The sequence below is a fragment of the Lysinibacillus cavernae genome, assembly GCF_009724685.1.
GTDB lineage: Bacteria > Bacillota > Bacilli > Bacillales_A > Planococcaceae > Lysinibacillus > Lysinibacillus cavernae.
In genome coordinates this window covers 98,109-121,576 of record NZ_WMEF01000010.1, presented here as the reverse complement: position 1 = coordinate 121,576, position 23,468 = coordinate 98,109, and the positions used below count along the sequence as shown (strand labels likewise).

Sequence of the window (23,468 nt, the reverse complement as noted above, 5' to 3'; positions counted from 1 at the left end):
CAGAGGTTGAGCGGGTATTATTATTTTCCGAGCAGCAGTGCCATTAATTTTTCCTTGGAATGTAAGAAGTCATCTAATGTGTATCGGTCTAGCACGCTCAAATAGGCTTGTAAAGCTTCGTACAAGACACCTTTAAGTTGACATTCTGGTGCTATTTTACATAGGTTATTTTCTTTGTCGAAACATTCTACAAGATGAAAGTCTTCTTCTGTATGACGAACAATTTCACCTATTGTAATGGTTTTTGGGTCGATAGCTAAGCGAATACCTCCGCCTCGTCCTCGGATTGTTTCGATATAACCTAATAATCCAAGTTGATGTGTCACCTTCATTAAATGGTTTTTCGATATATTATAAGCATCTGAAATCTCTTGAATAGTTGATAATTGACCATCTTCCTTTGCACCTAGATAAATAAGTGTGCGCAAAGAGTAATCCGTGTATAAAGTTAAGCGCATCAGAACACCCTACTTTCTATAATTCAAAATAATTATAGCATTTTTACATTGAAGTATAATATTTTCAATCCTTTTTTAAAGATGTATTTAAAATACATTAATTATGTCCATTTTGTTAAAGATGTATTTTATATATTGCTTTAAGAAAATGAAAGCGTTATATTGTAATCACGAAAGGATGGTAAGCGATATGTTAAAACAAGAAACAATTCAAATTATTAAAGCAACAGTACCTGTATTAGAAGTTCATGGTGTTGAAATTACAAAGACGTTTTACAAAAATATGTTTCAAGCTCATCCAGAATTATTAAATATTTTTAATCACACTAACCAAGAACAAGGCCGTCAGCAAACAGCATTAGCTAACACTGTCTATGCTGCTGCAGTTCATATTGAAAATTTAGAAGCAATTTTACCAGCAGTGATGCTTATAGCACATAAACACCGTAGTTTAGGCATTTTACCTGAACACTACCCAATCGTTGGAGAAAATTTATTAAAAGCGATTAAGGAAGTACTAGGTGACGCAGCAACGGATGACATTATTAATGCATGGGCTGAGGCTTATGGCGTTATAGCAGATATTTTCATTCAGGTAGAAGAAGAATTATACCAAAAAGTTGAAAATAATGGTGGATGGCGTCTATTTAAACCATTAAAAGTGGCGAATAAAGTGGTTGAAAGTGACTTAGTTACTTCTGTTTACTTTGTAAATGAAGATGGTTCACAATTACCAGCCTATGAGCCAGGTCAATACATCAGCATTCGTGTAAAAGTACCAGGTGAAGAGTATTTAATGAATCGTCAATACACACTATCGCAGGCGAGTGCAGAAGATGGCTATCGCATTTCTGTGAAACGTGAAAGTGACCATACACCAAATGGTAAAGTTTCTAACTTTATTCACGATGACCTACAAGTTGGGGATTTAGTAGATGTAAGTGTTCCAGCTGGGTTATTTGTTTTAGAAGAAACTGCAGCTCCAATTACATTTGTTAGCGGTGGTATCGGTGTAACACCTTTAAACAGTATGCTGCAATCTCTAAACGATAATGCAACAAATGAAGTAAGCTTTATCCAATGTGCTCGTAATGAGAAAGTTGTAGCTTTCAGTGATGACATTAAAGAGAAAGTAAATGCACTACCAAATGCATCTTATACAGCTTTATTCTCTGATGAAGACAAGCTCATTACAAAAGAATTATTAGCAGAAAAAGTAGCTAATAATGCGGATGTTTATGTATGTGGGCCTGTAGGCTTTATGGAAGCAGTTATTAAAAATTTACAAGAAATTGGCGTAAAAGATGAGAAAATTCACTATGAATTCTTCGGACCTGCCATGCAACTAGCTAAATAAACTAATAAATTTCCCTGTTACGAGTTATGTCTCGTAGCAGGGATTTTTTTGTGCAGCGGAAAAGTGAAGAGAAGTGATGGATAAACAATAATTACTGACGGATAGAAAAAATCTAAGAAAAAAGAGTAGAAGCTTTCGTGTTGACAATATACCTAATGGGGTATATTATAAATCTCGTAAGCAGGTTCATTGAATCGTTTTGAGAGGGGCGTAAACAGAATGGCTTATGATTCTAAAACAGCAAATCGTGTGAAACGAATGGAAGGTCAATTGCGAGGCATTTTACGCATGATGGAAGAAGGTCAAAACTGTAAAGATGTAATTACACAGCTGTCTGCCGTACGTTCCGCGGTGGATCGGACGATAGGTGTTATTGTTAGTGATAATTTATTGGATTGTATTTCAACTGCTGAAGGTGACACTGAAAAAATGAATGTTGCTATCCAAGAGGCGATGGATTTGGTTGTGAAAAGCCGATAATTTAATATACCCTAAAACGTATAAAAAAGGAGGAGGGATAGTATGGAAACATGGTTTATTATTGCGATTATCGCAGCATTTTTCATTTGGCGAATGAAACCAACAAAAGGCGTTCAGTCAATCTCAGTAGCACAATTAAAAAACTTGCTGAATGATAAGGATAAGGTATTTATCGATGTACGCACGCCTGCTGAATATAAAGGACGTCATATCCCGCAATTTAAAAATATTCCACTCGGATCGAGCTTCGATAAACTTCCAAAGGATAAAGAAATTATCGTGATTTGTCAAAGTGGTATGCGTAGTAGTCAGGCATGTAAGCAACTGAAAAAGCAAGGCTTTGAGCGTATTATTAATGTTCGTGGTGGAATGAGCGCTTTTTAGGAGGAGAAAACATGAAAGAAATTACAACAAAAGAAGTACAACAAGCCCTAGAGCGAGGAGAAAGGTTAAATCTTATCGATGTTCGAGAGGTAGATGAAGTAGAGGCTGGACATATTCCTGGTGTCCTGCATATTCCTCTTGGCTTGATAGAGTTTCGAATGCAAGATTTAAATAAAAATGAACACTATATTATAGTTTGTCGATCAGGTGCCCGTAGCGGAAGAGCTACTCAACTATTAGAAAATAATGGCTTTGATGTATCGAATATGATTGGAGGTATGCTAGCTTGGGAGTGGCAAGTATAGAAATAGATTCGATCTATATTTTTTTGTTAAAAATAATACCCATATAGGTATGAAGGGATTGTTAAGCGTATGAAGGCAGATTTCCAGCTCGATGCCAAGGGGCTTTCATGCCCAATGCCGATAGTGAAAACGAAAAAGGTGATGGCAGATTTAGTAGATGGTCAAATTTTAGAAGTATCTGCGACAGATAAAGGATCCAAAGCTGATATAGCTGCATGGGCTGAAACTGTAGGTCACCAATATGTTGGCACATTAGAAACTGAAGGTGTGCTTAAACATTATATTCGTAAATGTTCGAACGATCGAATAGAGGAAACTATGTTTGATCAAACAATTGATTTAGAACTGATTACCAGTAGTGAAGGACTTATTCTTGATGTTCGTGAGGAAGCAGAATTCGCTTTCGGTCATATAGCCGGAGCAAAATCTATTCCGATGGGCCAACTGGAAGCACGTCTTTCGGAGCTCGATAAAGAGCGGGAGATTTATGTCATCTGTCGCACTGGAAAACGTAGTGATATGGCTGCACAGAAGCTGGCTTCACATGGTTTTACAAGGGTCTTTAACGTCTTACCAGGAATGACATCTTGGAAGGGCGATCTAACAAAAAACATTTAATTGGAGGTATTTTATTATGTCAAACAAAGTTGCAATCATTGCAAGTAACGGTGGTTTATTTGATGCATATAAGGTGTTTAATATCGCGACGGCTGCGGCAGCTTCAGAGAAGGAAGTAGCGATTTTCTTTACGTTTGAAGGTTTGAATTTCATTCATAAGCAAGGTATGCACGCATTGCCGATGCCTGCTGGAGCAGAGCATTTTGCAGCAGGTTTTGCGAAAGCGAATGTTCCAGCGATTCCTCAACTGGTGGAAATGGCGCAGGAACTAGGTGTGAAATTTATTGCCTGTCAAATGACAATGGATGTAATGGGTTTATCGACTGGTGACTTTATTGAAGGAATTGAAGTGGGGGGCGCCGTAACGTTCCTAGAATTTGCAAAAGATGCAGCACCATCACTGACTTTCTAACGAGTGTCTTATGAATGCGGAGAGTTATTATCGCTCTCCGCTATAAAATACATTGAAATCATACCTACGGGGGTAATGTTTGTGTCAATTCAGAAATGGAACGCATCACAAGTGGCTAAAAAGGTTATTAACAATGAAGAATTGTTTATTTTAGATGTTCGTAATGCAGATGCATTCGAAGACTGGAAAATCGATGGTCGTCGTTTCAAGTACCTAAATATACCATATTTTGAGCTGTTAGATGGTATCGAGGAAATTTTACCGAAAATCCCAACTAATAAAGAAGTATTAGTTGTTTGTGCAAAAGAAGGGTCATCATTAATGATCGCTGAAATGTTATCCGATGCAGGTCATGATGTCGCTTATTTAGCGGGAGGCATGAAATCTTGGAGTGAATATCTGGAGCCGATTAAAGTTGGCGATTTAACAGGTGGTGGCGAGCTTTATCAATTTGTTCGTTTAGGAAAGGGCTGCCTTTCATATATGGTTATATCCAAAGGTGAAGCAGCTGTCATCGATGCAGTTCGTTTTACAGAAATATTTACAAGCTTTGCGGAACAAAAGAACGTTGAAATTAAACACGTGTTTGATACTCATTTACATGCCGACCATATTTCAGGTGGGCGTCACATAGCAGAGTCAACTGGTGCAACCTACTATCTACCTCCTAAAGACGCAGAAGAAGTAGTGTTTCATTATACACCTTTAGTTGATGGCACAACCGTTCAAATTGGTACCACTAAAATAGAAGTAGGGGCCTTATATTCCCCTGGACATACAATTGGCTCTACATCATTCGTTGTTGACAGTAAATTTTTATTAACGGGCGATATTTTATTTATCGATTCCATCGGACGTCCTGATTTAGCAGGTCTTGCAGAAGATTGGGTGGGTGATTTACGAGATACACTATACAAACGCTATCGAGAATTGTCTCATGAACTCATTGTATTACCTGCACATTTTATGATTATTGATGAGCTCAATGAAGATGGAACAGTTGCGAAACCACTCGGCGTTCTATTTGGACAAAACCATGGCTTGAATGTTCAAGATGAAGAAGAATTTAGACGTGTGGTGACAGATCAACTTCCTCCTCAACCAAATGCCTATCAAGAAATTCGTAAGGTGAACATGGGGAAAATAGCACCTGCACCAGATGAACAAACAGAAATGGAAATCGGACCTAATCGCTGTGCAGTTCGATAAGAAAGTGCTAAAGTGAAGGCGGCTTATCCTTCATGAAACGAATAGAAGAACCGGCAAATCGCTTACAACCTTTGCCGTGTCGAAGGAGATTACTATGAAGTCAAAATTACAACTAGATGCAAAAGGGCTGTCGTGTCCAATGCCTATTGTGAAAACAAAAAAAGCAATGGATACATTAAATACAGGAGAAGTTTTAGAAGTTCAGGTGACAGATAAAGGAGCTTTAGCGGATATTCCTGCTTGGGCAAAAGCTAGGGGTCATATAATTTTATACCAATCCGAAGCTGCTGGCGTCATTACATTTTTAATTCAGAAAGTATAGAGTGAATTGAGGGTTGTCTATTAAGGTAGAACATCCCTCCTTGCTCTTTGTTTATTGTAGCTGGAAAGAAGGATAAAGAAATGGATATTGCATGGATCTTAACCATTTTACTTATTGGTTTTATCGGTTCGTTTGTATCAGGCATGCTAGGTATAGGCGGCGCTATTATTAATTTTCCAATGTTATTATATATTCCGCCATTATTAGGTTTTGCTGCTTTTTCAGCGCATGAGGTGTCAGGAATTAGTGCACTTCAAGTACTTTTTGCCTCCCTTGCAGGTGTATGGGTATATCGCAAAGGTGGGTATTTAAATAAATCACTCATTATTTATATGGGTAGCGCTATATTAACAGGAAGCTTTGTAGGTAGCTTTGGCTCAAAATTTTTATCAGAGTCTGGCATTAACATTGTCTATGGTATCCTTGCGTTGATTGCCGCGGTCATGATGTTCATCCCGAAAAAGCAAATTGATGATAAACCAATGCAGGAGGTTACCTTTAATAAACCACTTGCAGTCATAGTAGCATTATTTGTTGGAGCCGGTTCAGGGATTGTGGGGGCAGCTGGCGGCTTCCTATTAGTACCAATTATGCTAGTTGTCTTAGGAATTCCAACGCGTATGACCATTGCGTCAAGTCTTGCCATCACTTTTATCTCCTCAATAGGAGGCACCATTGGAAAATTAATGACTGGACAAGTTGATTATTATCCAGCGCTCATCTTGATTGTAGCTAGTCTTCTAGCGGCTCCTCTTGGTGCGAGAGCAGGGAAAAAATTAAATACAAAGTTCTTACAAGGGATATTAGCGGTGCTTATCTTAGCAACTGCTATTAAAATTTGGGTGGATATACTATAGGAGGACTATAGCAATGAAAATTGAAGTTTTCTCTGATTTTACCTGTCCGTTTTGTTATATTGGCAAGCGAGAACTGGAACGAGCAATTGAGATTGCTGGCTATAAAGGACAAGTAGAAATTGAATATAAGGCATACCAAATAGGTCAAGATACACCGAAAGAAAATGCTCCAACCTTTTATGAAGGGTTAGCTACAAAATATAATGCAACACTTGATGAAGTGAAAGGGATGACCAAGGGCATAGCCATGAGAGCAGCGGATGTTGGTTTGCGCTATGATTTTGGAAGTATGACAACAGCGCATACAGAAAAAGCGCACCGATTAGCGAAATGGACTCAGCAATTTGGCAAAGAATCGGCTTATACGGAAGCATTAATGGCTGGTTATTTTGTATCTGGAGAGGATTTGAACAAGGACGCTTTTTTATTAAAAGTTATAGCACAATTAGATTTAGATATAGAAGAGGCCAGAGTTATTTTAGCATCTGATGATTTTAGTGTAGCGTTAGAACAAGATCGTTATGACGCACAGCAACTTGGTGTGCAAAGTGTGCCATTCTTTGTGTTTGAAAACCGTTATGGCATTAAAGGTGCAGAGCCAAATGAAGTGTTTGTGCGAACTTTACATCAAGCTGCAGAAATAGCAGGTATACAACCAACAGTTGAGCTAATTGGTAAAGGTGAGGCTGTATGTGCTAATGGGGAATGTAAACTATAGAACGTTTTAAAGGTGTCGAGTGCATAATAGTGCTCGACACCTTTTTAATCAGAAATGGATATATACTACAAGAGGTATTAAGTCTTGTTTTTTGTGTTATAGCACAAAAATAAATGGTTAATTTAACCATTTATATCATCTTAATGGTTCTAATTTATGGATGTGTGAGAAAAATCACATCCAATTAATTGTTATGTTGCTAAAATATAAGGGAAGATACAAAGGGGGGTATTATAGATGAAACCTTTAGTAGCAGGAGTAGCAGGGACAGTACTGTTAGCAGGAGCAATTTTTGTTGGGACAATTGTCAGTGACAAAATTTCTGTTGATTCGAATGTGAGTGACAAAGAAGCGACAGTGCAGACGCAATTACCAACAACAGCAGCTGCTCAGTCAGTTGTCTATGCTCCGCCAAGTATTGATGAAGTACCAGATGGACCTATGAAAGAAGCCATATTATACGGCCATGAGCTTGTCAATAACACGCATGTTGCGGCAGATGAATATGTCGGGAACCAATTATCTTGCACAAGCTGCCATGCAGGAGCTGGCTATGATGAGCAAGCATCTTCCCTAGTAGGGGTAATGGCAAATTATCCGCAATATATTGGACGCTCAGGTGGTGTTGTTACGATAGAAGAGCGTATTAATGGTTGTATGGTTCGTAGTATGAATGGTAAAAAGTTCGAAATGAATAGTGATGAGCTAGAGGCAATGGTAGCATACTTCGCATATATTTCTGAAGGTGTACCGATTGGAGCAAAACGCGAATGGGCAGGTACTAGTGATATGAAAAATGTTCCGACCCCAGATGTTGCAAATGGCGAGGAGCTGTATGCACAGTCTTGTATAGCATGTCATGCTGCTGATGGTTCTGGTACTGGTGCAAATACTGGTCCAGCATTATGGGGGGACGATTCCTTTAATGATGGAGCGGGCATGGCACGTATGTCAAAAATGGCTGGTTATATTCAAAATAATATGCCAATAGGTACAGCAGGTACTTTAACAGAGCAGGAAGCTGCTGATTTAGCGGCCTTTATTTTATCGCAAGATCGACCAGAGTGGGCAAACCATGATAAAGACTGGCCAAAAGGCGGGCGTCCAAACGACATTATAAATAAAGAAAAACGTGAACAGATTAAAGATGGTACGATTGATTGGGAAAAAGTACTGTCTACAAATTAATAGAAGGGATGCTGTCTGACAGCATCCCTTTTGTGTTCGTTAAGAAGCCTTGTAAAATTTCATTTATACGTTTCACGAAGTCCACTAAAAGCCAATTTTTTATGACCCACATAGGTAGTTTAAAATGACCTTTGTAAAAGAAAGTTGATACATAAATTTGCTATACTAGCTTATAGTAGGAAATGGAAATGGTACAGGGGGTGACACTGATGATTTTTTTGAAATTTTTAATCCAAATCCTCATAGTATCGGGTTTGATTTATATTGTTAGCGGACGATTAATTGGCTCGAATATCAATTTTGTTCGTAGAGTGTTATCTGTCGTTATTAGTGTGACACTAACATCGTTCGTTTATTGGTATTCTTATTTGCGCCATACAGACTTTATGTCAGAAACGATGATGCAAACGGTGACAGAGGTTAGCACGTTGATTTGGATTGGTAGTATGCTACTGATTTCTATGTTGCTTTATCTAGTTTTTGAGCTATTTGATCCGAGTGGTATTACAGCTGGTGATCGTCGTAACGGTCAAAAATCTTTACTATTACGACTGCGTAGCTATTGGCGACAGCAGAAGCGTTTGCGTCAGGTGTTAAAAATTGCAGTAACAAATGGTGTAGTGCAAACGATTAAATATGCGAGGCAACGCGAAAATGAAAAAGAGCTTGCAATTGCACTGCGAGCAACGTTAGAACAATGCGGTGGGTTATTTATTAAATTCGGACAAGTGCTCTCTACGCGTAAAGAATTATTTTCACCCATTTTTATAGATGAGTTAGAACGATTACAACACCGTGTGAAGCCTCTACCAGCGGAGCAAGTTGCTCAAATTTTAGAAGGTTCTCTTCCGCAATCAATGACTGAAATATTTAGTCATTTTCAAATGGAGCCCATTGCAGCAGCATCTATCGGTCAGGTGCATAAAGCACGACTCAAAAATTATGATGATGTTGTAGTCAAGCTACTGCGTCCTGAAGTAAAAGGGATAATGCGCGATGATCTTGAAATTTTAGAGGAATTTGCAAATTGGCTATCCACCAAATCCACGTGGGCAGAGTCATTAGGCTTTCGAGAGCTAGCTGGTGGATTTGCAGATGGGCTACGTGAGGAAATCCATTTAGATATTGAGGTACGTAATACATTACAGGTGAAGAATGCGCTAGTTAAAAGTGATTATAAGGTGAGAATTCCTAAGATTTATACTGCGTACAGTAATGAAAATGTGATAGTGATGGAATATATTCGCGGACGAAGCGTGGCAGAAGGGGCATCTGAATTCAATCGTTTATCTATTGATCGAAGACAATTCGCAAGAACGGTACTATATTCCTTTTTTGAACAGATGCTATTCTCGGGTATTTTTCATGCCGACCCACATCCAGGGAATATTCACATTGATGAAACAGATGGCACACCAGTCTTGCTCGATTTTGGAGCAGTTGGACGATTGGGTGCTACACAGCAAGAAGGCTTGAAGTTATTTTTGATGGGCATTCAGCTGAACGATTCAAGCATTTTATATGATGGTTTGATGTTACTAGTGGAAAATGCCGATCATGCAGAACGTGCACGAATGGAGCAGGCAATCGATCAAATTTTGCTGAAAATCTCCTATGTTGATCGCATTCCTACCGAAGAATTAATTCATGCTTTATTCACAGTGGTAAGAGATTTTGGCTTAGCTTTTTATCCCGCGGTAGGATTGGCTCTCCGTTCCCTGGTGACGCTAGATGGAACACTAAGAGTAATTGATCCACGTTTTGATATTTTTACAGAGGCCAAGGATTTTTCTGCTACTTATATGCGAGCGTCTTTTTTAAAGCCATTTAAAGAGCCTATAGCTACAAAAGAACGTCTGCAAGAAGAACTATCCATGCTTATACCAACCTTGCGTAAAATGCCGAGAAGAGTAGATCAGCTAATTCAGCGCGTTGAGAGTGGGAAAATTATTTTACATCATGATGTATTCTCTGATGAACATAATGCCCGTTTTATTACACATCTCTTTTCTCGATTTGTGCTGCTTCTAGTTGGGATTACATTTGGTATTATATCTGTAGCTCTTTTAGCCATCTCACAATTTATTCATGATTCTTATGCGGTATACTTAAACACAGCCGCTTATTTAGGTTTATTTTTATGTGCTATTTTGTTAGTGAGATTATCTATACAAGCACTAAGATCAATGAAGCAGTAGGTAGGGAATTTTTTCCCTACCTTTTTTCGTTGAAACAATCACGAGAAATATTACAAAATCATTACAAAGTAATGCCTGGGTCTAATGTCGAATTAGCTAATAATAACGTGATGTAGAATAAAGTTGTAATTTGTAGAATAATAAAACGATTATACGAATATTACAGAAATGTTTCGAGTTTTACTAATGTATTAAAAAGACGCGAAATAGTATAAAAGTTATGCCGGAAATGCTAAACTTTAAAAGGCTAAAACAAATATAAGAACAATTGATTAATATAGAAATCGTTCAAGTGATTACATAGAACATCGAGAGCGAAATTGATAGATGAAGGGAAATGAAGGTAACGTGGGTAAACGCAATAAATGGCGTAAGTCGATGGTGCTAGCATTGGCACTAGCTGGCGGCTTATTATTTAATACAGTTCAACCAACAGAAGTACATGCCGAAGAATCTTCTCAACAAATGATCGAGAAAAAGGCTGAAATAGATGCACAAGTTAAAAAATTACAAGAAGAACTAACAAACCTACAACAAGAGATCGACGCTAAAGTAAAAGTATTTAAACAAGTACAAGCTGAAATTAAAGAGGTAGATGCTAGTATTGTTGAAACACAAAAACGTATTGAGCAACGTTCTAAAATCTTAAGTGAGCGTATGGCTGCATACCAAGCACAAGATAATACTGTAGGTGTTTATTTAAACGTCGTTCTTGAAGCAAAAAGCTTTGCAGATTTAATGGACCGTGTCGTAGCGGTAAAAACATTAATGGATGCTGACCAAGAATTAGTGAATCAACAGGAAGCAGATAAAGCAAGCTTAGAGCAACAAAAAGCTACATTAGATGAAAAACAAAAAGAGCTTCAAAAACAATTCCAAGAGCTGCAACAAAAGGAAAGCGAAATGGAAGTGAAAAAGGCTGAAAACGAAGCGAAATCACTTGCATTAAAAGCTCAAATTGCAACGAAACAAGAAGAAGAACGTTTAGAAGCAGAGCGAAAAGCAGCTGAAGAAGAAGCAGCTCGTTTACGTGCGCTCCAAGCCGCAACTCCAGTTGTACAAGCAACTCAAAACAATAGTGGCGGACAACCAACACAAAATATTGTCATTGGCTCAGGTGCTGGTACTGTATCTTCAGGCGATGCTATTTCAACAGCTAAACAATTCCTAGGACGCCCATATGTTTGGGGTGGTAGTAACCCATCTACAGGTTTTGACTGTTCAGGTCTTGTGCAATGGTCATACAAACAAGCGGGTGTTTCTTTACCTCGTACAGCGTCACAGCAATATTTAGCAACACAACGTATTTCAGCAGGTGAAGCACGTGTTGGCGACTTAGTATTCTTCAGCTATGGTTCGGGTGTAGCACACGTAGGTATTTACTTAGGTAACAACACAATGATCGACGCTCAAAACAATGGTGTCGTAATTGAATCACTTGATTGGTGGAATCAATACTTAGTAGGCTTTGGTCGTATTCAATAAGCCTCTATATAATATAGACGAATGACACTATAAAAAGGTCATCTTTGTAGAGAAAAAATTACAAAGATGACCTTTTTTAATTGCGCTATATTTTGAAATTTAATTTGATGACACCTGTCTCTTTCAAGGCAATAAAGAAAATAATAACAAAGGGACCAACAAGTAAACCGATAATGCCAAATAACTGTAGACCGATAAACATGGCAATTAAGGTTGGCAAAGTGGATAAGCCAATGTGGTCTCCCATTAGTTTAGGCTCGACGACACGACGAATAATGAGTAAAATAGCAGCTAAGATGAATAATTTTACAGAAATTGATGTGTTGCCCATCAATAAATGATAGAGTCCCCATGGGGCTAAAATAATGATGGAGCCTAGGAAAGGGACAATATCTATTAACCAGATAATAATAGTCATTGTTATGGCATATTTCGGTTGAATTAATAGAAGTCCTATGAGAGTGACGCCTCCAATAATGAAGCTTACAAATAAGTGCGCCTTCATATAGCCAAATGTTGCATCTTTTAAGCGATTTAAAATAATTTTTATTTTTTTTGCAGTGTTAGGCTTTAAGTATTTATAAGTGATTTGCTTTAATTTTGGCAAATCAAGCATAAATAGGAATAGGGCAATCATATAAACGAGAAGACTAATAAATAGGCTTGGAATTTCTGAAAAGAATGCTGAAACTTTGCTATAATTAAAGAAGCTTAAAAAGGATTCTTCAATTTTCTTTATGAAATCCATTGTGGTTTTTTGAAGCGAAGCACTTACTTCAGGTGGAAAGTCTTCAGTGTATTTAGAAATATTTTCTTGCATATGAAGCCACATATCTGATAGCTTGGAAATATAATAAGGAGCCTGCTTAGACAATAAGATTATTTGCGACATAATCTGTGTAATTGAAAGATAGCAAATAATAGAAATAACAATAACACTCACTATGTAAATAAAAGCAACTGCTATTTTCCGTGACATTTTCCACCGCCTTTTAAAGAACATGACAATAGGTTCTAAGAAAAAAGCACTGATCCCTGCAAATAGTAAAGGCATGGACACTGGGATAATAAAATAGGCAGCTACAAGTAGGGATAGAATCACAATCAATCGAAAAATCAATTTCCTAGCATTAATTTTATTCATAAACTCACCTTCTTTGCGAAAAAAATTAAGTTAAGTGTACCATAAATCGAATTTTATTACGTTCTGAAACAATAAAGGTAGGGATAATTTATGGAAAAAGAGATTTTGCAACTTTTTAGTAATCTAACAGAGCTTGACCAAGATGTTCAATATGAATCTTACGAGGAATTAATGAAAATTATGCAAGAACCCGTAGATTGGACATATGCTGTCTGGGAACAGCTTGTAAAAGCTCTTACATATAATAATGGGAATGCTCGTGCACGTGCTGCACAAATTTTATGCGCTTTAGCTGCAAAAAGTGATCCGGAAGAAAGAGTATTGGAAGATTTTTTGAAGATTTGGGCTGTGACATATGATGAACAATTTGGTACTGCAAGGAGCGCATTACAAGCTATTTGGAAAATTGGACTAGCTGGTCAGGTCCAAAGGGATTTAGTTGTGTCTTATTTAGCTAAGAGATTTCAAACATGCTTAGATGAGAAACATCCTACCCTCATACGCTATGACATTATTGTCTCTTTTAAAAAGCTGTATGATCAAACAAAAGACCCAAAATTGTTAGACATTGCACATCGGTTAATTAATGAAGAGCAAGATAATAAAAATAAAAAGAAGTTTAAGTCAGCCATCCGTTCAAAATAACGAGATGGTGTTTTTTGTGCAGATTCTTTGGTTATCAGTAGCTAGTCAACTATAATAGATGAAAAAATAAAAGGGGTCATGAAATGAGCATTTATAATTATTTAATTCGAAAGCCAAATGGCGAAATCTTATCTATGGAAACATATCGTGGAAAAACGATGTTAATTGTTAACACGGCCAATCAATGTCGATTTACCTATCAATTTGAAGACTTACAAAAAATGTATGATAAATATGGGAAAGATAATTTTGTTGTTTTAGGCTTTCCTTGTGATCAATTTGGCCATCAAAATCCAGAAGATGGAGAGGAAACTACGCACCTTTGTAAGGTGAATTATGGGGTTGCATTCCCGATTTTTGAGCTTGTACAGGTGAATGGAGAGGCTACACATCCATTATTTAATTATTTAAAGCATGAAGTGGATTTTCGTGAATTTGGGAAGGCAAGCATGCAGGAGAAAATGCTTGCTGAGGCAATTGTTCAACTAGCGCCAAGCTTTTTAGACGGTCGTAATATTCGCTGGAATTTTACAAAATTTCTAGTAGATGCAAACGGAAAGACTGTTGCACGCTTCGAGCCAACAGATTCACAGCTTGATATTGAAGAAGCAATTGAAAGAATAGTATAATTTAAAAATTTCGTAAAATGTAATAGCCTATTAAATGGTTTGCATTTTTCTCATTTTTAAAGTTTCCCATCCAGAGCACAGCTATTTTTTCTTATTAATATGTGATAAACTGCTTTACAAGTGAATTATTCTTGCAGAATAAAGGTGCTAATTAGCATAATAGGGAATTCGGTGAAAAACCGAAGCTGTTTCCGCAACTGTAAGTACAGCTATTATAAAGATTTACCACTGTTTCAATGGAGATGGGAAGGTTCTTTATAATTCATTCGTTTTCTTGTAATGAGATGTACAAGCCAGGAGACCGACCTTTATTTGAACGTATAAAAACTTCTCGGAAGCTAGGAGGATATACGGCAAATACATAGGCTATGTCGGTTGATTTGGCAATCTTTATGTTATTTTCGTCGTTCCTTTCAGATAAAGGGGCGACGTTTTTTTGTTCCTTTGAAGCAAGAATTTTTCATAGAGAAAGTGGGGGGATTACAAGTTGAAAAAAGATGCACGTTATTCTTGCTATCCATTTATGCGTGAAAAGGCATCTACGGTCGATTTTGAAATTCGGACAGATAGTCTCACAACGCATATAGGAGTTGCATTAGCTGCAGTGAAAAAAGAGGATGTACAAGTTGTTGCAGATGATTTAATGCTCATTTTGCCTATGGCTTATCATGTTAATGGCTCAGTTCGAGGAAAACTAGCAGTAACAAAAGAGGATCTATCTTGGTTAAGCGAGCGCTATGATTTTTATGTTGGTCATGTGAAGGAAGAGATTCAAAGCTTTGTTTTACCTCAAGGGACGGAAGCCGCTGCCGCTTTACATCTTTGCCGTAGTGAAGCTAAAAAATCATATCGTACATTACACAAAGTAGCCGAAGAACGAGAAGTATCAACTATCCTATTTGATTATTTAGGTTTATTAGCTAATGTATGCTTTGTCATGGCTGTCTATATGAACCAGCAAGCAGGGATAGCTGAAATACCATTTATTAGTAAATCATATCCGATGAAAAAGAAAAAGGAGAATAACAATGAAGAAATTATTTAATTTTCAATGGTTGTCAGTATTACTACTAGCACTAGTTTTAGTGGGGTGTGGTACCGCTGAAGATACTAAAAATAAAGATGCTTCACAGGATACGCAACAGACTGAGCAAACAAGCTACAAAGTGACAGATGATCGCGGTGTAGAAATAGAGTTTGATGAAGTACCAAAAACAATTGTATCATTGCAACCAAGTAATACTGAGATATTATTTGCACTAGGTGTTGGCGATAAAATCGTAGGAGCAACTGAATATGACACGTATCCAGAAGCTGCACAGAAAATCGAACGTGTATCTGATTCTATGAATTTTAACAGTGAACGAATTTTGGCGTTAAATCCAGACGTTGTCATGGCTTATACTATTGGTGATAAGGATGCACTAAAACCACTTGAAGAAGCGGGAATTAAAGTGTTCGTAATTCAGTCTGCAGCTACATTTGATGATGTTTATGGAGATATCGAACAAATTGCCACTGTTATGGGTGTTGCAGAGAAAGGAAAGGCGTTAAACAAAGAGATTAAAGCGAAAATTGCTGACGTACAAGCAAAGGTGAAAGAAGTAAAAACACCAAAAAATGTTTATTTAGAGATTAGCCCTAAGCCTGAGATTTATACAGCAGGCTCTGGCACATTCCAGCAAGAAATATTAGATGTAGCCAATGTTAACAATATTTTTTCTGACCTAAAAAGTTGGGCGCCAGTATCTGAGGAAGATGTCATTGCGAAAAACCCAGAAGTTATTTTAACGACAGTAAACTATACGGAAGATCCAATAGGAGAAATTCTTGCTCGTGATGGTTGGAATACTGTGACAGCCATTCAAAACAAAGCAGTACAATCACTGGATACCGATATCTCTAATCGCCCTGGTCCACGTATTGGGGAAGCCGTAGAGCTAGTAGCAAAAGCCGTATACCCAGAGTTATTTAAATAAGAAAAGACTCAATGCTAGCTGTATTTACGGCTAGCATTTTTTATGTAGTTAGTTATTTCCTAGCGTGAAAATTGGAATTAATTTAATATGTTCTATAAAATAAAGGGTGAATGCTCAATTATTTAAGGGGGTATAGGAAATGGAAAGGTTAGATACAAAGGTTATTCCATTTGAGGCAGTCTATAATTTCCGAGATATGGGGGGATATAAGACAAGAGATGGGCGTGTTGTAAGGAATGGTTTATTTTACCGCTCAGCCGCACTTGGAAAAATGACATTGGCAGATAAAGAGCTATTTGAAACATTAAGTATTAAAACCATTTTTGATTATCGTGACAACAATGAGGCACAACATAATCCTAATCCTGTATTCTCGCAGTCTCAATATATTCAAATACCAGCGAAGGGTAATCAGGCATTTGAAATGCCAACAAATACTGGTGGTAGAGATTTTTATAAAGTTATAAGCCCTGAAATGTTCCGAGACTTTTATGCACAAATGCCTTTTAATAATGCCTCTTTTAAGGAGTTAATGAAAACTATTCAAAATCCTGATAATTTAGGGCTTGTTCACCATTGTGCCGTTGGAAAGGATCGAACAGGTATAGGGGGTGCCCTTATTTTATTAGCGTTAGATGTACCTGAAAAGACTATAATGGAAGACTATTTAGATACGAATATCTATTTACGTCCAATGGTAGAAAAAATGGCTCAATCTATTCAGCGTCAATATAATGAGCAAGAATTACAGCAATTTTATGCATTGATGTCAGCTCGCGAGGATTATTTACAAGCAGCATTGGATGCTATGGATCATCGCTATGGTTCAAAAAATGAGTTTTTAGAGCAGGAGTTTGGCCTAACAACTGAAAAGCGTAAGCAATTACAATCCTATTGCTTAACCTAAGAAGGAGCCCTTTCACAAAAAGATGTGAGAGGGATTTTTTGTGTGGAAGCGCTGTCTTCCTACAAACCTCTTTACAGTCTGAAAATTTGTGATAAGATACAATAGATTTTTAAGAAAAATATAGGAGGAGTGAAAGTATTGGCAGACACAATTAAAGAGACAAATAAGTTAAGTCTATTCCATTTAACATGGCCCATCTTCTTAGAAGTATTTTTATTTATGTTAATGGGATTAGCCGATACTTTTATGCTCAGTGCATTATCAGATAATGCTGTATCAGGGGTAGGTGCAGCCAATCAATATATCCATATAGCTATCCTGATTCTTGAAGTAGTGGGCAATGGTGCGTCCATTGTTGTCTCTCAATATTTGGGTTCAAGACGCTATTTTGAAGCAGCGAAAATTTCGGCTTTAGCCGTCACAATGAATTTGGGCGTGGGGCTTTTGATGAGTATTCTATTTTTCTTCTTTGCTAGTCATTTAATGACCATGATGAACTTGCAGGGAGAAGTACTCTACTATGCACAAAGTTACTTAGTAATCATCGGGAGCTTTATTTTCCTACAGGCTATCATTAATGCCCTTGCTGCAATTATCCGTGTACATGGTTGGACGAAACAAACGATGTATGTATCGCTTGGTATGAACGTGTTGCATGTTGTGTTGAATTACGGTCTTATTTTCGGGAATTTGGGTTTACCAGAGCTTGGTGTAAAAGGAGCAGCTATTTCTTCTGTCATTAGTCGAGGATTAGCAGTACTCGTATTTTTCTGGTTGCTGTATCAGGTAATGGAAGTTCGTGTAAAGGTACAATATTATTTCGAGTATTCAAAGGAATATGTAAGAAAGATATTAAACATCGGTTTACCATCTGCATTTGAGCAGGTTCTTTATCAGTTTTGTCAGATCATATTTTTATATTACGCGACATATTTAGGAGCAGAAACACTGGCAGCAAGACAATATGCCATGAATATTTCAATGTTTACCTATTTATTTGCAATTGCCATAGGTACAGGGACAGCAATCATTATCGGTCGACGGGTAGGTGCAGGCAAAAAAGAGGAGGCTTATCAACAGCTTTGGATAAGTGTACGTGCGGCATTTGTTTTTACGATCATTATGGTCGCTGTGGTCACGATTTTCCGCAAACAGTTCATGTATGTTTTTACAGATAATCCTGAAGTTATAGCGATTGGGGCATCTGTGTTGGCATTAAGTGTTTTACTTGAAACTGGTCGTACAATGAATATTGTTGTCATTAACTCTTTACGTGCTTCAGGGGATGCAAGATTTCCAGTGAAAATTGGGTTTCTATCGATGGTCTGCATGAGTCTGCCACTCGGTTATTTATTTGTATTCGTACTGGATTGGGGCTTGGTCGGTATTTGGCTAGCCATTTCAGCAGATGAATGGGTACGGGCAATTATCGTATACTTTAGATGGAAGAGCCGTAAATGGGAGCGATTTGCCCTTGTTTCACCAAATGAACAGAAGGAGGCATAGAAATGGGAGCACTTTCTAAACGAGCTGTAGGGGCAGCATTAATGGATCAACATATCCAGCTTTTTGCTTGTCCGGTATGTCAGCAATCGATGTATGTCTATGAGCAGGGGAGATTGGTTTGTTCCGCCAACCATTCTTTTGATATCGCCAAGCAGGGCTATGTCAATATGCTGACGCATAGTGCTACTTCTAAATATAGTAAGAGTCTTTTTGAATCTCGCAAGGCTGTAATCGATAGTGGAATCTATGATGTTGTAGAAGAGAAAATCGTTGAGCTTATTGCCTCTGCAAAAACAGTGCTTGATACTGGTTGTGGAGAAGGATCACATTTAGCGCGTATTATGAAGGATAAAAATGATCGTATAGGCATCGGTATCGATATAGCAAAGGAGGGCATAGTGGCTGCAGCACGTCATTATCCACATCAAATTTGGTGTGTAGGTGATTTGGCGAAAAGTCCTTTTGCTAAATCCGGCTTCGATGCGATTTTAAATATTTTATCTCCTGCAAATTATGAGGAGTTTAAACGTCTTCTTGCACCTAATGGCTGTATTGTAAAAGTTGTGCCCCAAAGCGGTTATTTACATGAGTTACGAGCACAACTATACGCAGATTCCAACAAAGAGACATATTCCAATGAACAGATTGTTTCACGATTCCGAGATAGTTTTAACGAGGTTAACGTAGAACGTATAACCTATACTTCACTGCTTGCGAAGGACCTTGTGCCAGCATTATTAGAGATGACACCGATGGGATGGCATAAAAAAGATGATACAGCTATTGTATTAAATGAAATTACGATTGATGTGGATCTATTAATAGGGAAAGTTTAAGATGGTCATCTACAATTGCAGTATACTTGTCTTTTCGATTACAATAGGAATAACTATTGAATAAGGTAGGAATGTAACAGTGTATAAATTAGTAGCAAATGTTGTCAAAGTAATATTAAAACTAATGGGCTCAAAGGCTCGTGTATATGGAGAAGAAAACTTGCCGAAAGAAAATGGGTTTATTATAGCTTGTACACATACAGGTTATGTTGATATTTTAAACCTTGGCGTAGCCATGTACCCTCGAGAAATTCACTTTATGGCGAAGAAGCAATTATTCGAAATGAAAGGCCTTGGTTGGCTTGTTGAGCGTTTAAATGCCTTTCCAGTGGACCGTGATAATCCAGGTCCTAGCGTTATTAAAATTCCTTCACAGTTATTGAAAGAAGGTAAAATTGTTGGGATTTTCCCATCTGGTACACGAAGTGCAGAAGGAACAGATTTAAAGCAAGGAGCGATTACAATCGCACAGCTGGCAAAAGCGCAAATTGTACCTGCTGCTTACGTGGGTGCACGTAATGCTGGAGATGTGATGAAGCGTGGCAAAGGTTATTTAATCTATGGTGAACCATTTTATGTAACGGGTAAAGGAAAAGAAGGTAGAGAGCAATTTACCCAACACCTTGAAAATGAGCTAATCTCATTAACAGAAGAATTACAAAAACGTATTGCAGTCAAATAACATACAATGGCACTCAGAATCAAAGTGATTTTGAGTGCTTTGTTGTAGGAGGATAAATAAAAATGATTCGAGTACTTTTCGTTTGCTTAGGCAACATCTGTCGATCACCAATGGCAGAGGCAGTCATGCGTGATTTGGTAGAGAAAAATCATCTAAGAGATAAAATAGAAGTAGATTCTGCTGCTACTAGTTCATGGCATATTGGTGAACCCCCGCATCGAGGCACGCAGGATAAGCTTAGAGAATATGGTATTTCCACAACAGGAATGGAAGGTCGACAGTTACAAAAGACTGATTTTGAAAGCTTTACATATATTATTGGTATGGATGAAAGCAATATTCATAATATCAGAACGATATTGAGCGACCCTCACTCACCAAAGATTTTTCATTTTTTAGATTTAACGCAATATCGCAAAGACGTCCCTGATCCTTACTATACAGATGATTTTCAAGAAACCTATGATTTGGTGCAAGAAGGCTGTCAGGCATTACTAGAAAAAATTAAGCAAGAACAGCTGTAAGGTGACGTTAAAAAACGTAAATTTTAACAGCATTTTTTCAAGAAAATATTAGCTTAAACATTGGTATATCTAGCTTTGTAAGCATCATTATGTTATTATTTGCAGAGTAAAGATACGATAAGTATTTAATTACCATTTACAGATGTGCAACTGCGTATCTATCATTTTTATAAATTTATCTTTTGAAAGAGAGTGGAAACAATGGGTCGTAAGTGGAATAACATTAAAGAAAAGAAAGCGTCTAAAGATCAAAGCACAAGCCGTATTAATGCAAAATTTGGGCGAGAAATTTATGTGGCAGCTAAATCAGGCGAACCAGATCCAGAGTCAAACCGTGCACTTAAAGTGGTGCTTGAACGCGCAAAAACATATAGTGTTCCAAAACATATTATAGAAAAAGCCATCGATAAAGCAAAAGGTGGCGGTGATGAAAACTTTGATGAATTGCGTTATGAAGGCTTTGGACCAGCAGGCACAATGATTATCGTGGATGCTTTAACAAACAATGTGAATCGTACAGCATCTGATGTTCGCGCAGCATTTGGTAAAAATAACGGAAATATGGGTGTCAGTGGATCTGTAGCTTATATGTTCGATTCAACAGCAGTTATAGGTTTAGAAGGTAAAACGGCTGATGAAGTCCTAGAAATTTTAATGGAAGCAGATATTGATGCTCGTGATATTTTGGAAGAAGAGGAAGCTGTCATTATTTATGCTGAACCGGATCAATTCTTTGCTACGCAAGAAGCATTAAAGGCTGCGGGTGTTCAAGAGTTTACAGTAGCAGAACTTTCTATGCTACCACAAACAGAAGTGGCATTAACAGGCGACGATGTAGCGAAATTTGAAAAATTAATCGATGCATTAGAAGATTTAGAAGATGTACAAAATGTCTTCCACAATGCAGATTTAGGCGAATAAACCGATAATTTAATTTAATGGAGTAAACCAGTAGCATATAAGGCTACTGGTTTTTAATTAGGGAGGAAAATGGTGGATACTGCTTTAGCAATTATTTTATTTTTAGTTACCTTGTTTTTTGTCATTGTTCAACCACGTAAATTGTCTATTGGTTGGTCAGCCTGTATCGGAGCAGCTATTGCACTACTAATTGGGGTAGTGACTTGGCATGATGTGCTAGAGGTGACTGGGATCGTTTGGAATGCCACGCTTTCATTTATTGGTATTATTTTAATTTCGCTTATATTAGATGAAATTGGCTTTTTCGAGTGGGCTGCTCTTCATATGGCACGGCTTGCTAAGGGGAGTGGAATCCGCTTATTTGTTTACATTGCATGTCTAGGGGCTATTGTGTCGGCTCTATTTGCTAATGATGGTGCTGCTTTAATATTAACGCCCATTGTTTTAGCGATGGTGAGAAAGCTGAATTTAACTGAAAAAATGATTTTTCCATTTATCATTGCTAGTGGCTTTATAGCAGATACAACATCCTTACCCTTTGTTATTAGTAATTTAACAAATATCGTATCGGCTGATTTTTTTGAAATAGGTTTTATAGATTATGCAGTTCATATGGTTGTACCGAACTTCTTTTCTTTAGTAGCAAGTATAGTAGTACTTTATATTGTTTTTCGTCGGTCCATTCCGCAAGATTATTCTCTTGAGGCAGTTGAGCACCCAAAGCAGGCAATCCGAGACCCAAGATTATTTTCGATATCTTGGTATGTGATTGCCATCCTATTAGCAGGTTTCGTGATCGGTGAACTTTTACACATTCCTGTATCCTTTATTTTATGTGGTGTGGCCTCTATTTTCTTATGGCTTGCACAGCGTAGTTCTTTCGTAGATACGAAAAGGGTTGTAAAAGGAGCTCCGTGGAATATAGTATTCTTCTCTATTGGCATGTATGTGGTTGTCTACGGTTTAAAAAATGTAGGGATGACAGGATTGCTAGCAAGTTTACTAGAGCAAGCTGTACAACAAGGCTTCGTAGTGGCAACACTCACTATGGGATTTGTTGCGGCAATTTTATCAGCTGTCATGAATAATTTACCCACTGTCATGATTGATGCCTTAGCGATTTCTGAAACAAGTGCAACTGGCATGATGAAAGAAGGGCTGATTTATGCAAATGTGATTGGCACGAATCTAGGTCCAAAAATGACACCGATTGGCTCGTTAGCGACATTGTTATGGCTACATATATTGGCTCAAAAAGGCATTAAAATTAGCTGGGGACAGTATTTTAAAATCGGCATCATTCTTACAATTCCAACATTGTTCGCTACTTTAATCGCATTAGTTATTTGGATATCCTTAATTTCATAAATTTAATGTCTAAATAGTTAGAATAATAGTACAATAAAATAAAGTTGTAACAGTTTTAGTCCAAACATCTAGAGAGGTAATAAAAACGATTAATACATTCAAACTATGATGACTTTGAAACTATTTTTCTAGGAGTATAGATCTTGTAGAAAAATAGTTTCTAATGATACATATTCCGCAATGCCGTGGGTTCACAAGTTGGAGAAAAATACTAAAATATGACAAATAAAGGTAAAATATAAAATAAATTGTGTTTTACCCATTGTTAAAATTAACAAACCATAACATAATATAATATAAATTAATATATAGTTGAACGAAGGAAATGGGGGACTA

At 37.4% G+C, this 23,468-nt stretch carries 26 protein-coding genes and 1 riboswitch; of the genes, 24 read left to right on the top strand and 2 right to left on the bottom strand.

What is annotated here, in order from left to right:
* Positions 1-20: 20 nt before the first annotated feature.
* Complete coding sequence (locus GJU32_RS17965) at positions 21-458, bottom strand: Rrf2 family transcriptional regulator (RefSeq protein WP_155593299.1); 438 nt, start codon at positions 456-458, stop codon at positions 21-23.
* A 190-nt stretch (positions 459-648) separates the two neighbouring features.
* On the opposite strand from GJU32_RS17965, the gene hmpA reads away from it, so the two are divergent.
* The 13 genes from hmpA to GJU32_RS17900 all read left to right on the top strand — a co-directional run bounded on the left by hmpA (position 649) and on the right by GJU32_RS17900 (position 11,991).
* The gene (hmpA, locus tag GJU32_RS17960) at positions 649-1,815 is read left to right on the top strand and encodes an NO-inducible flavohemoprotein (protein WP_155593298.1); all 1,167 of its coding nucleotides are present in this window, start codon (positions 649-651) and stop codon (positions 1,813-1,815) included.
* A gap of 219 nt (positions 1,816-2,034) precedes the next feature.
* Positions 2,035-2,295 carry a metal-sensitive transcriptional regulator gene (locus tag GJU32_RS17955; protein WP_155593297.1) on the top strand — a complete coding sequence of 87 codons (261 nt, stop codon included), beginning with the start codon at positions 2,035-2,037 and terminating at the stop codon, positions 2,293-2,295.
* A gap of 42 nt (positions 2,296-2,337) precedes the next feature.
* On the top strand, positions 2,338-2,679 hold the full coding sequence (locus GJU32_RS17950; protein ID WP_155593296.1) for a rhodanese-like domain-containing protein: 342 nt from the start codon (positions 2,338-2,340) through the stop codon (positions 2,677-2,679).
* An 11-nt stretch (positions 2,680-2,690) separates the two neighbouring features.
* A complete protein-coding gene (locus GJU32_RS17945; RefSeq protein WP_155593295.1) occupies positions 2,691-2,984 on the top strand; it encodes a rhodanese-like domain-containing protein in 294 nt (97 codons plus the stop codon).
* Between the two features lie 69 nt (positions 2,985-3,053).
* Entirely contained in the window at positions 3,054-3,602 is a 549-nt protein-coding gene (locus GJU32_RS17940) for a sulfurtransferase TusA family protein (RefSeq protein WP_155593294.1), read from the top strand.
* Between the two features lie 16 nt (positions 3,603-3,618).
* On the top strand, positions 3,619-4,014 hold the full coding sequence (locus GJU32_RS17935) for a DsrE/DsrF/DrsH-like family protein (RefSeq protein ID WP_155593293.1): 396 nt from the start codon (positions 3,619-3,621) through the stop codon (positions 4,012-4,014).
* Positions 4,015-4,095: 81 nt separating this feature from the next.
* Positions 4,096-5,223 (top strand): MBL fold metallo-hydrolase, encoded by a 1,128-nt coding sequence (locus tag GJU32_RS17930; protein ID WP_155593292.1) that lies wholly within the window; start codon positions 4,096-4,098, stop codon positions 5,221-5,223.
* Between the two features lie 94 nt (positions 5,224-5,317).
* On the top strand, positions 5,318-5,545 hold the full coding sequence (locus tag GJU32_RS17925; protein WP_155593291.1) for a sulfurtransferase TusA family protein: 228 nt from the start codon (positions 5,318-5,320) through the stop codon (positions 5,543-5,545).
* Between the two features lie 80 nt (positions 5,546-5,625).
* Positions 5,626-6,402 (top strand): sulfite exporter TauE/SafE family protein, encoded by a 777-nt coding sequence (locus GJU32_RS17920; RefSeq protein WP_155593290.1) that lies wholly within the window; start codon positions 5,626-5,628, stop codon positions 6,400-6,402.
* Positions 6,403-6,415: 13 nt separating this feature from the next.
* Positions 6,416-7,120: a DsbA family oxidoreductase gene (locus GJU32_RS17915; protein ID WP_155593289.1), complete on the top strand. Its 705-nt coding sequence runs from the start codon at positions 6,416-6,418 to the stop codon at positions 7,118-7,120.
* Positions 7,121-7,357: 237 nt separating this feature from the next.
* The gene (locus GJU32_RS17910) at positions 7,358-8,308 is read left to right on the top strand and encodes a c-type cytochrome (protein ID WP_155593288.1); all 951 of its coding nucleotides are present in this window, start codon (positions 7,358-7,360) and stop codon (positions 8,306-8,308) included.
* Positions 8,309-8,517: 209 nt separating this feature from the next.
* On the top strand, positions 8,518-10,506 hold the full coding sequence (locus GJU32_RS17905) for an ABC1 kinase family protein (protein WP_155593287.1): 1,989 nt from the start codon (positions 8,518-8,520) through the stop codon (positions 10,504-10,506).
* A 348-nt stretch (positions 10,507-10,854) separates the two neighbouring features.
* The gene (locus GJU32_RS17900; RefSeq protein WP_274381829.1) at positions 10,855-11,991 is read left to right on the top strand and encodes a C40 family peptidase; all 1,137 of its coding nucleotides are present in this window, start codon (positions 10,855-10,857) and stop codon (positions 11,989-11,991) included.
* A gap of 85 nt (positions 11,992-12,076) precedes the next feature.
* On the opposite strand, the gene ytvI is transcribed toward GJU32_RS17900, so the two are convergent.
* Positions 12,077-13,135, bottom strand: a complete 1,059-nt coding sequence (gene ytvI, locus GJU32_RS17895) for a sporulation integral membrane protein YtvI (RefSeq protein WP_155593285.1) — start codon at positions 13,133-13,135, stop codon at positions 12,077-12,079.
* Between the two features lie 90 nt (positions 13,136-13,225).
* Between ytvI and GJU32_RS17890 the strand changes: the two genes are divergently transcribed.
* From GJU32_RS17890 to GJU32_RS17840, 11 genes are all read left to right on the top strand, one after another.
* On the top strand, positions 13,226-13,780 hold the full coding sequence (locus tag GJU32_RS17890) for a hypothetical protein (protein WP_155593284.1): 555 nt from the start codon (positions 13,226-13,228) through the stop codon (positions 13,778-13,780).
* Between the two features lie 83 nt (positions 13,781-13,863).
* Complete coding sequence (locus tag GJU32_RS17885) at positions 13,864-14,409, top strand: glutathione peroxidase (RefSeq protein ID WP_155593283.1); 546 nt, start codon at positions 13,864-13,866, stop codon at positions 14,407-14,409.
* 125 nt (positions 14,410-14,534) lie between these two features.
* A riboswitch (cobalamin riboswitch) is annotated at positions 14,535-14,733 on the top strand.
* A 163-nt stretch (positions 14,734-14,896) separates the two neighbouring features.
* A complete protein-coding gene (locus GJU32_RS17880) occupies positions 14,897-15,454 on the top strand; it encodes a hypothetical protein (protein ID WP_155593282.1) in 558 nt (185 codons plus the stop codon).
* Positions 15,438-16,388 (top strand): ABC transporter substrate-binding protein, encoded by a 951-nt coding sequence (locus GJU32_RS17875; protein WP_155593281.1) that lies wholly within the window; start codon positions 15,438-15,440, stop codon positions 16,386-16,388. The genes GJU32_RS17880 and GJU32_RS17875 overlap by 17 nt, the downstream gene beginning before the upstream one ends.
* A 139-nt stretch (positions 16,389-16,527) precedes the next feature.
* Positions 16,528-17,295, top strand: coding sequence for a tyrosine-protein phosphatase (locus tag GJU32_RS17870; protein ID WP_155593280.1), 768 nt, complete (start codon positions 16,528-16,530; stop codon positions 17,293-17,295).
* Between the two features lie 138 nt (positions 17,296-17,433).
* Positions 17,434-18,801: an MATE family efflux transporter gene (locus GJU32_RS17865; protein ID WP_155593279.1), complete on the top strand. Its 1,368-nt coding sequence runs from the start codon at positions 17,434-17,436 to the stop codon at positions 18,799-18,801.
* A 2-nt stretch (positions 18,802-18,803) separates the two neighbouring features.
* The gene (locus GJU32_RS17860) at positions 18,804-19,637 is read left to right on the top strand and encodes a putative RNA methyltransferase (protein WP_155593278.1); all 834 of its coding nucleotides are present in this window, start codon (positions 18,804-18,806) and stop codon (positions 19,635-19,637) included.
* A gap of 79 nt (positions 19,638-19,716) precedes the next feature.
* Entirely contained in the window at positions 19,717-20,319 is a 603-nt protein-coding gene (locus tag GJU32_RS17855) for a lysophospholipid acyltransferase family protein (RefSeq protein WP_155593277.1), read from the top strand.
* A 62-nt stretch (positions 20,320-20,381) separates the two neighbouring features.
* Positions 20,382-20,843, top strand: a complete 462-nt coding sequence (locus GJU32_RS17850) for a low molecular weight protein-tyrosine-phosphatase (RefSeq protein ID WP_155593276.1) — start codon at positions 20,382-20,384, stop codon at positions 20,841-20,843.
* A 201-nt stretch (positions 20,844-21,044) separates the two neighbouring features.
* On the top strand, positions 21,045-21,764 hold the full coding sequence (locus tag GJU32_RS17845) for a YebC/PmpR family DNA-binding transcriptional regulator (RefSeq protein ID WP_155593275.1): 720 nt from the start codon (positions 21,045-21,047) through the stop codon (positions 21,762-21,764).
* Between the two features lie 69 nt (positions 21,765-21,833).
* Positions 21,834-23,132, top strand: coding sequence for an arsenic transporter (locus GJU32_RS17840; RefSeq protein ID WP_196426736.1), 1,299 nt, complete (start codon positions 21,834-21,836; stop codon positions 23,130-23,132).
* The last annotated feature ends 336 nt before the right edge of the window (positions 23,133-23,468 follow it).